This window comes from Pseudopontixanthobacter vadosimaris (assembly GCF_012979275.1).
Taxonomy (GTDB): domain Bacteria; phylum Pseudomonadota; class Alphaproteobacteria; order Sphingomonadales; family Sphingomonadaceae; genus Pseudopontixanthobacter; species Pseudopontixanthobacter vadosimaris.
This window is the reverse complement of record NZ_JABASZ010000032.1, coordinates 149,948-163,204: the sequence shown is the minus strand read 5'-3', so window position 1 is coordinate 163,204 and position 13,257 is coordinate 149,948. Positions and strand designations below refer to the sequence as shown.

Genomic DNA, 13,257 nt, shown 5'->3' with positions numbered 1-13,257 from the left:
CGCCTGCGTCGACCCCTAAACAATCGGAATGTTACAACCGCGCATCGCCCTGTTCGCCCGCTATCCCACTCCGGGCCGATGCAAGACGCGCCTCGTTCCGGCGCTGGGGCCGCAGGGCGCGGCAGACATACACCGGCGATTGGTCGAACGCACGCTGGACACGATACGCGCCAGCGGGCTGCCGTTTACCGTCTGGATCACCGGAGCCGATGCCGGTGCGTTCCATCGCTGGCTGGGGCGTGATGTCAATCTGCAGGAACAGGGGTCAGGCGATCTGGGTGACAGGCTGGCGCGGGTTCCGGCGCCGATGATCCTGCTGGGCGCGGATATTCCGGACCTGACCGCCGAACATCTGCGCCAGGCGGCAGCGGCGCTGCAGCACGCGCCTTTCGTCATCGGGCCTGCCGAGGATGGCGGCTATTACCTGCTCGGCTGCGCGAAGCCTGCGCCTTACCTGTTTGTCGACATGGCGTGGGGCGGCGACACGGTGGCATTGGAAACGCGCCGCAGAATCGCGGCGAGAGGGCTGGACTGCGTCATGCTCGACCCGCGTGCCGATCTTGATCGGCCCGAAGATCTGCCGCGCTGGCCCGATCTGATCCCATGAGCGGAACCGAAGCCTGCACCAGCATCGTCATACCCATGCTGGATGAAGCGGCCGCCCTGCCGCGCCTCGTCCGCGTTCTCGGCGCACTCGATCCGCGCCCGGCGGAGATCATCGTGGTGGATGGCGGCAGCAGCGACGGTAGCGTTCAGTTGGCAAAAGCCGCGGGCTGGAGCGTATTGAGTGCGCCGCGCGGAAGGGCCAGCCAGATCAATGCCGGTGTCGCGGCCGCCCGCAGCCCCCTTGTTTGCGTGCTGCATGCCGACACCATCCCGCCGGACGATTTCATCGCCGTGATTGAGCGCACCCTTGCGGATCGGACAATCGCGCTGGCCGGATTCACGCCAATCATCGCCGGGCCGGACCGGACCCGCTGGGGCACCACCTTCCACAATTGGCTGAAGACCTGGTATGCGCCGCTGCTGGTGCGGCCGCATCTGTTCCTGCGCGGCGTCCGCCTGCTCTTCGGCGATCATGCGATGTTCTTCCGGAGGGAGGATTACCTCGCCGCCGGTGGCTGCGACCCCGGTACGCCTGTAATGGAAGAAGCCGATCTCTGCATCAAAATGGCGGAGCGCGGGCGCGTCAGGCTGGTGGGGAGGGCGGTCCATACCTCCGACCGGCGCATCGCCGCCTGGGGGCCGGTGAAGGCGAACTGGATCTATTTCAAGATCGGGATCCTCTGGGCGTTCGGCGCGCGGTCCCGCCTTGCCGAACATTATCCGGACATAAGGTGAGCTTCTGCCGGAAGGAAATTTTCGGCGATGCAATGATCGATCAGACGGATGAGGTAGTCGTAATTCGTGTCGGGACAGGCGAGGCCGCATACGGCACGAAATCGCGTGTCGTCGAAATGCGGATTCCGCTGGAAATAACTGCTGTAGGCACCTGCCACGCACACGAAAGCCCGCTGTTCGCGCTGCGGCAGCGCACGAGGGTCGAAATCTGCGGCGGGCACCAGTCGCGGCATGTCGAACTGTTCGTAACTGCCGATGGCGCGCGCGAATTCGCTGACCGGAATGGGCGCGCCGGATGTCAGGTGAAAGGTGCCGCCCTGCGCCTGCGCCATGTTTTCGGCCAGAGCCGCCAGCCCGGCGGCAACATGGTCGATCGGCACGAAATCCAGCGTCGCCTCCGGGTCGACCGGCATGGTGCGGATGATGCCCCTGGCGATCATGCGGAACGCGCCGTAGATCGCATCGAAATTGCGGATAGCGCCCGTGGTACTGTCGCCCAGGACGATGGCGGGACGGGCAATGGCGAAGGGCACGCCGCTCGATCGCACTGCTGCTTCTGCAGCAGCCTTGCTCGCCTCGTAATTATTGGCGAAGCGGGTGCCGGGCTGCACGGCCTGCTCCTCGATCACCCCATCGCGCGTGCCGCAGACATAGGCGGTGCTCACATACAGGAAACCTGCGCCCGCCGCTTCGGCAAATGCGAGCGCATGGTTCGTGCCGCCGACATTTATCTGCTGCAATTTATCTTCGGGGGCGTCGAAATGCAATGATGCAGCGCAGTGGATGACGAGATCGAAGCTTGCGGCAGCATGGCCTTGCACCCCCAGTCCTTTTTGCGTCACATCGCCATGCCAGACCCGTGCCACCGCCACGGAACTGCCATCATTTCCGCGAATTTCGGGATTGCGGTGGACCAGCGCGGTGACCTGGTGACCCTTCGCGGTCAGGCGCGCGCATAGCTCTCCGCCGATCAGACCGGCAGCACCGGTCACGAGAATTTTCAGCAAACCAGCGCCCTTTTCATGGTATCGCAGGAGATCGACCAGCGATTTTCATTCACGGCGCCTTTGCCACTGCCTCCGTCGTATGTCAGGGAAGGTCGCACAGATCCGATCCCATTGCAGCCCCGCTTTGCGCCAAGGTATACTTCCATGACGGATTCTACGTGAAATATTCCCACGATGCCATCGTGATCGGTGCCGGATCGGCCGGGCTGACGGCGGCAGGCGGTATCGCCATGTTCGGCCGCAGGGTCGCGCTGATCGAGGCAGGCGAGATGGGCGGGGAATGCCTGAACACCGGCTGCGTGCCGTCCAAGGCGCTGATCGCGGCAGCATCGCGCGCGCATGAAGGCCGCCGGGGAAACGCCGATGCGCCGCGTTTCGGCGTCGCGCTCGGCGAACCGCAAGTGGACTGGCGCGGGGTGCGTGAGCATGTTCACGAAGCGATCGCCACCATCGCGCCGCATGATTCGCAGGAGCGGTTCGAGAATTTGGGCTGCGAAGTCCTGCGCGAGGCCGCGCGTTTCACCGGGCGCAGGCGGCTGCTGGTCGGCAATCGCGAGATTACCGCGCCGCGCATCGTCATCGCGACCGGGTCGAAGCCCTTCCTGCCACCAATCGAAGGTCTGAAGGATGTGCCGTTCCTCACCAACGAGAACCTGTTCGGCATCGACGAACTGCCAAACCATCTGATCATCGTCGGGGCAGGGGCCATCGGGATGGAGATGGCCCAGGCCTTCCGCCGCTTGGGCAGCGAGGTTACCGTCGTGGATCCGGGCGATCCGATGGCTCACGACGATCGCGACGCCGCCGCGCTGGTCGCCGGTGCACTCAAGGCGGAAGGCGTTCGCTTCATCAGGGGCGAGGCCGCCAGCGTCTCGCGCCGGGCAGGCGTGACCCGGCTGACGGTGAAGGACGGGCCGGAACTGGAAGGTTCGCATCTGCTGGTGGCGGCGGGCCGCACCGCCAATATCGGCAGTCTCGAACTGGAGCAGGCGGGCGTTGAATTTGGCAAGGACGGGATCGTCACCGACAGCCGCCGCCGCACTTCGAACAGGGCGATCTACGCCATCGGCGATTGCCGCGCAGGCCCGCGCTTCACCCATGTCTCGGGCTATGAAGGCAGCAATGTCGCACTGGAAATCGCCTTGGGCGTCCCGGCGAAGGTGAATTATGCCGCGCTTCCATGGTGCACCTATACCAGTCCGGAATGCGCGCAGGCAGGCATGACCGAGGCGAAGGCGCGCGAAAAACATGGCGATGCGGTGTCGGTCGTCCGCGAAGATTTCGACCATAACGACCGCGCCGTAACCGAAGGGGACGAGCGGGGTTTTCTGAAAGTCGTGATGAAGGGCCGGAAGGTTCTGGGCGTCACCATCGTCGGCAGGAATGCGGGTGAATTGCTGCTTCCCTGGACCCAGGTGATGACGGGCAAGTCCTCGACCTTCGCGCTGGGTTCGGCGATCATCGCCTATCCCACCCGCAGCGAGATCGCCAAGGCGGCGGCATTCTCGGCCTGGGAGCCGGCGGTATTTGGCGCGGCTCCCCGCAAATGGTCGGCGCTGGTGGCGAAAACACGGCGGATATGGGGATGAATGCAGTCCCCGACCGGATGAGTCCCCGCAGCAGGAGCCGCAAATTGCCCGAAGCCCGGTCGCCCTTCCGGCCGCAGGACGCTGCTCCGCTGAAACCCGGCAAGTTCAGGGATCCGCAGATGACGGCGGACGGCAGCGCCCGCGCCTCTGTGGCGCTGACCGGGCTGGACACGCTGTGGTTCAATACCGGAACCCTGTGCAACCTGGCCTGTGCGAGCTGCTATATCGAAAGCAGTCCGACCAATAACGCGCTGGTCTACATCACAGCCGAGGAGGTGGCGGATTATCTGGACCAGATCGATGTTGTGGGACAGCATGTGCGCGAGATCGGCTTTACGGGAGGGGAGCCGTTCATGAACCCTGCCTTCCCCCTGATGCTGGAAGATGCGCTCAGCCGTGGGTACGAGGTCCTGGTCCTCAGCAATGCGATGAAGCCGATGCGGCGGCACGAAGCCACGCTGCTGCGCCTGCGGGAACAGTTCGGGGCCCGTCTGGTCATGCGTATAAGCCTCGATCATCACACGCAGGCAGTGCATGAGGCGGAACGCGGCCCGGGCAGCTGGAACGTGGCGACGGCCGGATTGCGCTGGCTGTCTGGTAACGGGTTTGCGCTTGCCGTGGCCGGGCGCCTGTTGCCGGGTGAACCGGAGAACGAAGCGCGCCGTGCCTACGCCCGCCTGTTTGCGGATACGGCCATCGCGGTCGATGCCATGGACCCGTCGCGGCTCACCCTGTTCCCTGAAATGGACGAAACCGCCGATGTGCCTGAAATTACCACCGCCTGCTGGTCGATCCTGAACAAGGCGCCGGGCGACGTGATGTGCGCCAGCAGCCGCATGGTCGTACGCCGCAAGGGCGAACCGCGCACCCGCGTCGTGGCCTGCACCCTGCTGCCCTATGCGGAAGGTTTCGACCTTGGCGACACGCTGGCCGAAGCCGCCGAACCGGTCATGCTGAACCATCCGCATTGCGCGCGGTTCTGCGTGCTAGGCGGGGCGAGCTGTTCCGCTTGAAAGGGCCGGGCGCCTGTCAGCGGTCGATAATCTCCGGCGACATCGGTGCCAGCTTCGCCAGGAAGCGGTTCTGCGCAGCGAAGGGCACATCGGCTTCGCGCATGGCGCGTTGCAGATTTTCAACCAGGGCGTTCATGTCGCCCTTCTGGATGCCGAGCGCCGCATGGCTGTCTTGCATGTCACGCCCCGTATAATCGCAGCCGGCGGCCAATATGTAGCAGAACTGTTCGAACAGCGTGCGCCGCAGCCGCACCAGGTCGTGGCTTTCGAAAATGGCGGCGATGCGCGGGTCCGCAAGGTTGATCGCGACCAGCCGATCGGCAATGGCGCGGATGCCTTCCTGTCCGCCGAAGGCCTGCGCCATCCGGTCGCTGACGAAGGGATCGGCCCCTGCATTGGCGTTGGTCACCACGTAAGGATCAACCGGCAATTCGCCTGTCACGGGGTCCGCTTCCACCTGTTCGACGCCGAAGGCTTCGTCCCAGTCGATATTTTCGGGCGCAGCCTGCTGCATCAGCAGGAGAGCGGCGGCTAAGGCGATGACGGACATGAAATTTATCCTAAAAAGCAAGCTGGGCGGAAAACAGCGCCCCGCGCTGATCGTCGAAAGTGGCGATGGAGCCGAGATCGACATTAGCGGGCAGCGTGGCGCTAGGCTGCAACATCCATGACTGGATGAACGGCTATATCCGCGTGGTCGATACGCCCTATGCCGCCAAGACGGATCACAATGGCTATGCCCGCATCGCCGCCGTTCCCTACGGATCGTATGGCCTGACGATATGGCACCCGCGCGCACGGCTGCCGAACGGGGAGATGAAGCGCAAACTCGCCGTGAACAACAGCAGCATCGCGCAGACGGTGCAGATGCGGCTGCGATGATCCCGACGCGGCGGCTTGCCGGCGGGCGCTGGCGTTTCACCTCCCTTTCGCGGCGTATCGCGGTGCTTTACACACTGTTGTTCGGCATCGTGCTCGCAGCCATCATGATGCTGGTCAACCAGGGTATCCAGCGCTTCGCCGAGAATTCCGCTGCACGCGACCTGGCCGCCAATGCGCGGGTATTCGACGAAATCCTTGAACTGAGGGCGCGTCAGATGCGCGGTTCGGCCGATGTTTTGTCACGCGATTTCGGCTTCCGCGAGGCGGTGGCCACCGATGACGCGGCGACGATCGGCAGCGCGCTCGCCAATCTGCAATCGCGGTCCAGTGCCTCGGCGGCGTTCATCGTCGGCCTCGACGGTTCGGTTGCAGGTTCGGGACAATCCGCCCTGACTTCGGCGGAAAGCATGTGGTCGGCGCTGGACGAGGGGCAGGAGCGCGGTGTTATCGAGATCGGCGGCAAGCTGGCCCTGGCGGCCGCATCGCCGGTCGAAGCGCCCGACCTGCTCGGCTGGCTGGTGCTGGCGCAGCCGCTGGATGCAGCGGAGATGGCGCGGCTGGGACGGCTGGCGGCACTGGGCGTGGACGCGAAAGTGCGTGCACGTGGGGCGCTTCCTGGCGCGATCGGAACATTGCCGCTGGGCGAAGTGGCACATCTCGATACAGACGATGAACAGCTCTACCGCGTATCGGCCCTGCCGTCGCTGGCGGAAAATGTCGAACCGCGCCTCGTGCTCAGGCATTCATTGCAGGCGACGCTTGCCGAATATACGAAATTGCGCCTCCTGCTCGGGTTGTTCGCGGGCGTTGGGCTTGCTCTCGTCATCGTGCTGAGCGGCCGCATAGCAGGTTCGATCGCGCGGCCGATCGGCAAGCTGGACCGCGCGGCGCGAGCCATGGGGCAGGGCCGCGCGCGCCGTGTGCCGGTAGACAGCGACGACGAGGTTGGCCGGCTCGCCATCAGCTTCAACCAGATGGTCGACGCCATCGAGGATCGCGAGGAGCGCATCACCCATGTCGCCCTGCATGACGGGCTGACCAATCTGCCCAATCGCAAATTGTTCGTAGAACAGCTGCAATTCGCGCTGGAACGGCGGCATGGCGACGAGAGGATCATGGTCGTCTATGTCGACCTCGACGATTTCAAGGTCGTCAACGACACGCTGGGTCATCCCGTCGGCGATGCGCTGCTCTGCCGCATTGCCGACAATCTGAAGACGTGCATTCCCGATGTCGTCGTAGCCCGGATGGGCGGCGATGAATTCGGCATCATGCTGAACCGGCTGGGGCCGGGGTCCAGCATCCCTGCACTGGCCGACAGTCTGCAGGCATGTTTCGGGCAGGGGATCGAGATCGATGGGCAGCTGGCCGATGCCAGCGCCAGTCTGGGCATCGCGATTGCGCCTGCCGACGGGGTGGATAGCGAAACCCTGATGAAACATGCCGATCTGGCGCTCTATCGCGCCAAGCGGGAAGGCAAGGGCACGCATCATTTCTTCGAAACCGCGCTGGATGAACAGGCGCAGAAGCGCCGCCGCATGGAACTGGACCTGCGCACCGCCATTCGCGAAGGGCAGTTCGAGATGAATTTCCAGCCGCTCTATTCCCCGAAGGAGGACCGGCTGAAAGCGTTCGAGGCCCTGATCCGCTGGCCGCATCCGGAACTGGGAATGATCAGCCCGGCCGAATTCATCCCGCTGGCGGAGGAAACCGGGCTTATCATCCCGATCGGCGAATGGGTATTACGCGAATCCTGCCGCCAGGCTGCGGCCTGGCCCGACGATCTGAGCGTGGCGGTGAATGTCTCGCCAAAACAGTTCACCACACCCAATCTGCCTGCCGTCATCATGCAGGCGCTGACCACTTCGGGACTGGCGCCGCAGCGACTGGAGCTGGAAATTACCGAGAGCATCTTCATCGCCAATGTCGATGCCACGCTGGCGACATTGCACCGGCTGCGCGATCTGGGCGTGCGGATCGCGCTCGATGATTTCGGCACCGGCTATTCCTCGCTCAGCTATCTGCGATCCTTTCCCTTCGACAAGCTGAAGATCGACCAGTCCTTCGTCGACGACCTCCTCTACGGCGGCAATTCGGGGGCGGTGATCCGGGCGATCATCGCGCTGGCCGATGCCCTGGGGATGGAAACGCTGGCCGAAGGGGTGGAAGAGCAGGTGCAGGCCGACATTCTGGCGAAGGAGGGCTGCCGCCAGATCCAGGGCTATCTGCTCAGCCGGCCGATGCATGGCGCCGCCGTGGCGGATTTCATCGGCAGCCTGTATGGTCAAAGCTGGAAGCACAGCAGGCGCGCCTGACGCCGGGCAGGACAGGCGCGGGGGCAGCATGCCTTTGGAAGACGCCACCGGTTCTGCGCCGATCGCCCCCGGCATCTCTTGCGTTTCAGCGGTGAAGCCCGCCAGCAGGTCGTCCATCGCGCGCCGCCCTCTCACCGAACCTTCCGTGCCGCCCACCGAGCGGGGGGCTAACGAAGCGTCAGCAGGCTTCTCTGCGTCCGGCAGCCCGGCGCTGTTCAGGAGGCGATCGACGGGTCAGGTTTGATCGGCCCGGTAGCGATCTTCGCTTCGGCATCGGGGTCGGCGGTGGCAGCCTCTCCATCCGCGCGCTGCTTACGATGCAGCATGTGCCACACCAGCCATGCGGCGATTGCTCCTCCGACGACATTGGCGACGAGTTCGCCGACATAGATCGCCTGCGATCCCCATGTCCCGCGCATCAGCCAGGCGACCGGGAGCATGAACAGGAACACCCGCGCGAAGCTTTGCGCCAGTGCCGCGCCCGCCCTGTCGATGGCATTGAGCGCGCCATTGCCGACGATCAGCAGGCCGTAACCCGCATATCCCCATGCCGCAATGGACAGATATAGTGAAAATTCGCGGATCACCGTGGCATCTTCGGTAAAGAAGGCGGCGAACCATTCGCCCGCCGCGAACAGTACGGCGGCAAGCAGCAGGCCATAGGCAAGGCAGAACAGTCCGGCGAATTTAACCGCGCGTCGCGCCCTGTCCGCACGGCCCGCGCCCCAGTTCTGGCCCACGATCGCGCCGATGGAGCCGGAAAGCCCCAGCAAGGGGACCACCGCGAAGCTCTGCAACCGGCCCGCCGCGCCAAATCCGGCCACTGCGGCCTCTCCCTCAGCCGCGATCAGCGCGGTCAGGACGGAAAGGCCGATCGGGTTGATCGCGTTGGAAAAGGCGGCGGGTGCGGCAACGCGGGCGATGGCACCCGTCGCGGCCCCGAAATCCGCGCGGCGCAGCATGCGCGGGCGGAAGGGCAGATCGGTGCGGCTGAGCATCCATATGCCGAGCACGATGGCGAGCGCCCACCCCGCCAGCGTGGCATAGGCCGCACCCGCGACTCCGAAGCCGCCGATGCCGAATGCGCCCGTAATGAGGATCGGGTCCAGCACCCAGTTCGCCGCGGCATAGGTCACCGAAACGAACGAGGTCTTGCGCGCTTCGCCCTGGCCGCGCAGCACGCCGTTGGTGCCCATCAGCGTCATCTGCAATGGAAAGCCGAGCGCGAATGGCGCCATATAGGTGCGGATCAGCGGCAGCAGATCGTCCGGCGCCTGCATCAGGCGAAACAGCGGATCGAGCAGCGCATAGAGCACGAGGCCCATCACCACTCCACTCGCAATCGCGAACAGGATGCCGAAACTGGCGCGGCGGGCGGCGGCGGCCTGATCTCCGCCGCCGAGCGAGCGTGCGACCACGGAATTGACGCCGACCATCACCCCGACGCCGAGGCTGGACAGCGCCACGGTGATTGGGAAGATGAAGGCGATGGCAGCCAGTTCGCGCGCGCCCAGCTGGCCGATGTAATAGGCGTCGATCAGGCCGATGGACATGATGGCCGCCACGCCGATCACCATCGGCAGCGTCTGCGACACGAGGTGCCCGCCGATGCTGCCGCTTGTCAGCCGGGCATTGTCCTTTGGTTTCGGGTCGGCCATCTGGGCCGATCTCCTAGCGGCATCGCGCCGTCATGTCATGCCGCAACCTCATCCCTTGTCGGGGGCTTTGTCGCAGGCCCCATCGCGAGCCTTGTCGCAGGCCCCATCGCAGGCCTTGTCGCAGGCGCATCCTGCTGCGATAATGCGCGCTAACAAGAAGGCGAGGAGAGAGCCATGGCGACGCAGCTGAAGCATCAGGACAAATGCAGCCCGGAAGAATGGCAGGCCCGGCAGGATCTTGCGGCCTGTTACCGGATTTTCGACCATCTCGGCTGGTCGGAATCGATCTACAACCACATTTCCTTCAAGGTTCCGGGCGAGGACGAGGCATTCCTCATCAACCCTCTCGGGCTGCTCTATGAAGAGGTGACCGCATCCAACCTCGTCAAGATCGACATTCGCGGCAACAAGCTGACCGACAATCCCTGGCCGGTGAACAAGGCTGGCTTCACGCAGCACGCCTATTTCCACGAACACGTTCCCGGCGCGCACGCGATCTGCCACACGCATACGACCGAAACCATGGCGGTATGCAGCAGCGAGGGCGGTTTGCTGCCGACCAATTTCTACGCCTGCAATTTCATCGGCCAGATCGGCTATCACGATTTCGAAGGCGTGACGGTGCGTGCCGAAGAAGGCGAGCGGCTGGTCAAGAACCTCGATGGCAAGCGAATCCTGATGCTGCGCAACCATGGCCCCGTCGTGATGGGGCGCACGATCCCGGAAATGTTCGTACAGACCTGGGCGCTTCAGCGGGCCTGCGAAATACAGTGCATGACGCTGGCGATGGGCAAGCCGCTGCATGTTTCGGACGAGGTGATCGGCGTGCATCAGCGCGATATCGGGCAGGCACAGGCGCCCGGTGGCCCCGGATCTGCCGATTTCGAAGCCTGGAAGCGCAAGATCGACCGTATCGACGACAGCTGGCGCGACTGACCTCTTTGCGCGGGATGCATCGCAGGTGCTGTTCCGGCTTGCAGTCGCATGCGGTATGTGAAAAGCGGCGCGCGGGAAAACACGGAACGCTTGCATGTCCCGCTTCACGCTGAACGAACGGCCGGTCAGCATCGCGCTGGACCCGCAGACACCTCTGCTGCACGCGATTCGCGATGCCGCCAATCTGACCGGCACCAAATATGGCTGCGGCACGGGGGACTGCGGCGCCTGCATGGTCCTGGTGGACGGCGAGGCGCTGCGCAGCTGTCTCATCAACCTCGCTGAAGTGGAGGGACGCTTCGTCACTACAATCGAGGGATTGTCGCGCGACCGTTCGCACCCGGTGCAGCAGGCGCTGGTCGCGCAGCAGGCGATCCAGTGCGGTTTCTGCACCCCCGGCATCGCCATCGCAGCCGCCGCGCTGCTGGCGAAGAATGCGGACCCCGGCGAGGAGGAGATTGCCGCTGCGATCCCCAATCTCTGCCGCTGCGGTGTCTATCCGCGTCTGCTGGAAGCTGTCCGTCAGGCAGGGCGGGTCACGCGCAGGCAGGAAATCATCAGCGCCGCACCGGCACCCGGCATTGCGGCGCAGGATGCGGCCCGTTCCGTGCCCGCGATCACCCCGGTGCCGAATGGCGATGCTGCGGCAGAATGATACGGAACAGAAGATGAAGGAGCCCATGTGATGAAAGCGACCATCTGGCACAATCCACGCTGCGGAACCTCGCGCAATACGCTGGAGATCCTCGAAGCGCGGGATGATGTGAGCGTCGAGATCGTCGAGTACCTCAAGAACCCGCCTTCATCCGCGAAGCTGCGCCAGCTCTATGCCGATGCCGGGATCGCACCGCGCGACGGTCTGAGGCTGCGCGGGACCGATGCCGAGGAGCGCGGCCTGACGACGGCCGATGACGAGACGGTTCTTGCCGCGATGGCGGAAGATCCGGGTTTGATCGAGCGGCCTCTCGTTGAAACGGATAAGGGCGTGCGGCTTTGCCGGCCCAGGGAAAAGGTGCTCGAGATCCTCTAGATATCGCCGCGGGCTTCCAGCACCTCGTCGCTTTCGAGGCTGCGCCAGCCGATCAGCGCGACCACGGCGCAGAAACCGGCGATGATGCCGAAGGCGAGCCACGGCTGCCAGCCATAGATCAGCACGCCGATGCTGGGCGCGAATATGTATGCCGCGCCGTTCACCGAAGCGACCACCCCGCCGATTTGGCCCTGTTCGCTGCGGCTGACGGCGAGCGACGCGCCCGAGGTGAAGCCCGGACGGAACAGCCCGAAACCGAGCGAGGCGACGGAAATGCCGAGGGCGATGGCGTGCAGATCGCCCGCCGCGCCGACCACCAGCGTGCCGATAAATGCCAGCGTCACACCCCATAACGTGGCCGAGCGCGGCCCCATCTTGAGCGTCGGGATCAACCCCCATTGCGCCAGCAGGGTCGCGAAAGCCCCCGCCATCAGGACGATCCCGATCGGGCCGGTGCCTTCGTCAGGCGTGGCGCGCAAGCCCAGCCGGTCAAGGACGAGAAAGCCGACGATGCCCAGCAGGGCCGCCTGCGCATGGCCGCCCAACAGGCCCGCCACGATCCAGGGCCGCAGGCGCCGGTCGCGCCAAGAAAGATTTGGAATGTCGGTAATCGGTGCCGGTTCCCCTTCTGCACGATCGGGCTCCTGTACGCTACGCACGACATTGCTGTTGGAACTGGCGCTGAAGGGTGCGGCCAATACGTCTCCGCGCGCGGCGAAAGTGGGATCGTCGCCGGGCAGGCGCAGGCGCAAGGCGATCAGCACGACTGCCGCAAAGGCCGAGAAGGCGAGGAACGGCCCGACCAGCCCCGGCCCGTCGAACACCAGCAGCGGGGCCAGTGCCGGCCCGATCACGGTGCCGAGGCCGAAGCTGGAGGCGATGAGCGACAAGGCCTTCGTGCGTTCCGATCGCGGCGTGCGGCTGGCGACATAGGCCTGCACGGCGGGCGGGGCGGCCGAACCGAAGCCGCCGTAAAGGCTGCGGGCGGCGGCGAAGAAGATCAGCGTCAGCGTCGCCGAGAGCGCCCCGGCAAGGCCAAACCACAGGATCAGACCGCACAGGGTGAAACTGGCGATGAAGCCAATGAGGCCCAGCGCCATCATCGCCTTGCGCCCGCGCCGGTCGGACCGCCTTGCCCAGAACGGGGCCATGATGACCCAGAGCAGGGCCGACCAGGTATAGGCGGCGCTGATCCACACGTCGGCAACGCCGAGTTCCGTGCCGATGGAGGGCATGACGGACTGCATCGCCGTATTGCCCGCCGCAGTCACCAGCATGACCATGAATAACAGGGCCATGCGTTCGCGGGAAATCGGGCGGGCAGCTCTTCCGCCAGATTCGCCGCTCATGGGCAAGCCGGGTCGAACGGGATCGGGATCGGTAAGGCTGGTCATCTGCAACCGCGCTACGCCGCAAAAGCCGGGCGCGCAACAAGTGATAGGCACTTGCGCCGCTTGCCAAGCAGGGCCGAATTTGCGAGGCGTTC

Annotated in this window: 14 protein-coding genes; 9 read left to right on the top strand and 5 right to left on the bottom strand. The window is 64.8% G+C overall.

Annotated features, from left to right (window positions below; translation table 11 throughout):
• The first annotated feature begins 28 nt into the window (after nucleotides 1-28).
• Together HG250_RS07600 and HG250_RS07595 are read left to right on the top strand one after the other, a co-directional pair.
• Complete coding sequence (locus HG250_RS07600) at nucleotides 29-607, top strand: TIGR04282 family arsenosugar biosynthesis glycosyltransferase (protein ID WP_170004301.1); 579 nt, start codon at nucleotides 29-31, stop codon at nucleotides 605-607.
• Nucleotides 604-1,341, top strand: a complete 738-nt coding sequence (locus HG250_RS07595) for a glycosyltransferase (RefSeq protein WP_170004299.1) — start codon at nucleotides 604-606, stop codon at nucleotides 1,339-1,341. Before HG250_RS07600 ends, HG250_RS07595 begins: the two co-directional genes overlap by 4 nt.
• On the opposite strand, the gene HG250_RS07590 is transcribed toward HG250_RS07595, so the two are convergent.
• Nucleotides 1,323-2,348, bottom strand: a complete 1,026-nt coding sequence (locus HG250_RS07590; protein ID WP_170004297.1) for an SDR family oxidoreductase — start codon at nucleotides 2,346-2,348, stop codon at nucleotides 1,323-1,325. The two genes, HG250_RS07595 and HG250_RS07590, sit on opposite strands and share 19 nt — an antisense overlap.
• 158 nt (nucleotides 2,349-2,506) lie before the next feature.
• On the opposite strand from HG250_RS07590, the gene HG250_RS07585 reads away from it, so the two are divergent.
• A complete protein-coding gene (locus tag HG250_RS07585) occupies nucleotides 2,507-3,937 on the top strand; it encodes an FAD-dependent oxidoreductase (protein WP_170004295.1) in 1,431 nt (476 codons plus the stop codon).
• Entirely contained in the window at nucleotides 3,934-4,950 is a 1,017-nt protein-coding gene (locus HG250_RS07580) for a radical SAM protein (RefSeq protein ID WP_240956983.1), read from the top strand. Before HG250_RS07585 ends, HG250_RS07580 begins: the two co-directional genes overlap by 4 nt.
• A gap of 16 nt (nucleotides 4,951-4,966) precedes the next feature.
• Here HG250_RS07580 and HG250_RS07575 read toward each other — a convergent pair whose 3' ends face one another.
• Both HG250_RS07575 and HG250_RS12960 read right to left on the bottom strand, forming a co-directional pair.
• Complete coding sequence (locus tag HG250_RS07575; RefSeq protein ID WP_240956982.1) at nucleotides 4,967-5,500, bottom strand: group I truncated hemoglobin; 534 nt, start codon at nucleotides 5,498-5,500, stop codon at nucleotides 4,967-4,969.
• 10 nt (nucleotides 5,501-5,510) lie between these two features.
• Nucleotides 5,511-5,615, bottom strand: a complete 105-nt coding sequence (locus HG250_RS12960; RefSeq protein WP_240956981.1) for a DUF3034 family protein — start codon at nucleotides 5,613-5,615, stop codon at nucleotides 5,511-5,513.
• Between the two features lie 10 nt (nucleotides 5,616-5,625).
• Between HG250_RS12960 and HG250_RS07570 the strand changes: the two genes are divergently transcribed.
• Both HG250_RS07570 and HG250_RS07565 read left to right on the top strand, forming a co-directional pair.
• A complete protein-coding gene (locus tag HG250_RS07570; protein WP_170004293.1) occupies nucleotides 5,626-5,832 on the top strand; it encodes a hypothetical protein in 207 nt (68 codons plus the stop codon).
• On the top strand, nucleotides 5,829-8,147 hold the full coding sequence (locus HG250_RS07565; protein ID WP_170004291.1) for a putative bifunctional diguanylate cyclase/phosphodiesterase: 2,319 nt from the start codon (nucleotides 5,829-5,831) through the stop codon (nucleotides 8,145-8,147). Before HG250_RS07570 ends, HG250_RS07565 begins: the two co-directional genes overlap by 4 nt.
• 215 nt (nucleotides 8,148-8,362) lie before the next feature.
• Here the strand turns inward: HG250_RS07565 and HG250_RS07560 are convergent, their stop codons facing one another.
• The gene (locus HG250_RS07560; protein ID WP_170004289.1) at nucleotides 8,363-9,805 is read right to left on the bottom strand and encodes an MATE family efflux transporter; all 1,443 of its coding nucleotides are present in this window, start codon (nucleotides 9,803-9,805) and stop codon (nucleotides 8,363-8,365) included.
• Between the two features lie 174 nt (nucleotides 9,806-9,979).
• Between HG250_RS07560 and HG250_RS07555 the strand changes: the two genes are divergently transcribed.
• The 3 genes from HG250_RS07555 (at nucleotide 9,980) to arsC (ending at nucleotide 11,771) form a co-directional block, all read left to right on the top strand.
• On the top strand, nucleotides 9,980-10,741 hold the full coding sequence (locus tag HG250_RS07555) for a class II aldolase/adducin family protein (RefSeq protein WP_170004287.1): 762 nt from the start codon (nucleotides 9,980-9,982) through the stop codon (nucleotides 10,739-10,741).
• Between the two features lie 94 nt (nucleotides 10,742-10,835).
• Entirely contained in the window at nucleotides 10,836-11,396 is a 561-nt protein-coding gene (locus HG250_RS07550; RefSeq protein WP_170004285.1) for a (2Fe-2S)-binding protein, read from the top strand.
• A 30-nt stretch (nucleotides 11,397-11,426) separates the two neighbouring features.
• Entirely contained in the window at nucleotides 11,427-11,771 is a 345-nt protein-coding gene (arsC, locus tag HG250_RS07545) for an arsenate reductase (glutaredoxin) (protein WP_170004283.1), read from the top strand.
• Here arsC and HG250_RS07540 read toward each other — a convergent pair.
• A complete protein-coding gene (locus tag HG250_RS07540) occupies nucleotides 11,768-13,120 on the bottom strand; it encodes an MFS transporter (protein WP_240956980.1) in 1,353 nt (450 codons plus the stop codon). The genes arsC and HG250_RS07540 overlap by 4 nt on opposite strands.
• Between the last annotated feature and the right edge of the window lie 137 nt (nucleotides 13,121-13,257).

What these genes read in the sequence shown, in the direction of transcription:
- HG250_RS07600 (WP_170004301.1), top strand. Translation starts at nt 29, where the DNA reads ATGTTACAACCGCGCATCGCCCTGTTCGCCCGCTATCCCACTCCGGGC.
- HG250_RS07595 (WP_170004299.1), top strand. Translation starts at nt 604, where the DNA reads ATGAGCGGAACCGAAGCCTGCACCAGCATCGTCATACCCATGCTGGAT.
- HG250_RS07580 (WP_240956983.1), top strand. Translation starts at nt 3,934, where the DNA reads ATGAATGCAGTCCCCGACCGGATGAGTCCCCGCAGCAGGAGCCGCAAA.
- HG250_RS07575 (WP_240956982.1), bottom strand. Translation starts at nt 5,500, where the DNA reads ATGTCCGTCATCGCCTTAGCCGCCGCTCTCCTGCTGATGCAGCAGGCT.
- HG250_RS12960 (WP_240956981.1), bottom strand. Translation starts at nt 5,615, where the DNA reads ATGTTGCAGCCTAGCGCCACGCTGCCCGCTAATGTCGATCTCGGCTCC.
- HG250_RS07570 (WP_170004293.1), top strand. Translation starts at nt 5,626, where the DNA reads ATGAACGGCTATATCCGCGTGGTCGATACGCCCTATGCCGCCAAGACG.
- HG250_RS07565 (WP_170004291.1), top strand. Translation starts at nt 5,829, where the DNA reads ATGATCCCGACGCGGCGGCTTGCCGGCGGGCGCTGGCGTTTCACCTCC.
- HG250_RS07560 (WP_170004289.1), bottom strand. Translation starts at nt 9,805, where the DNA reads ATGGCCGACCCGAAACCAAAGGACAATGCCCGGCTGACAAGCGGCAGC.
- HG250_RS07555 (WP_170004287.1), top strand. Translation starts at nt 9,980, where the DNA reads ATGGCGACGCAGCTGAAGCATCAGGACAAATGCAGCCCGGAAGAATGG.
- HG250_RS07550 (WP_170004285.1), top strand. Translation starts at nt 10,836, where the DNA reads ATGTCCCGCTTCACGCTGAACGAACGGCCGGTCAGCATCGCGCTGGAC.
- arsC (WP_170004283.1), top strand. Translation starts at nt 11,427, where the DNA reads ATGAAAGCGACCATCTGGCACAATCCACGCTGCGGAACCTCGCGCAAT.
- HG250_RS07540 (WP_240956980.1), bottom strand. Translation starts at nt 13,120, where the DNA reads ATGAGCGGCGAATCTGGCGGAAGAGCTGCCCGCCCGATTTCCCGCGAA.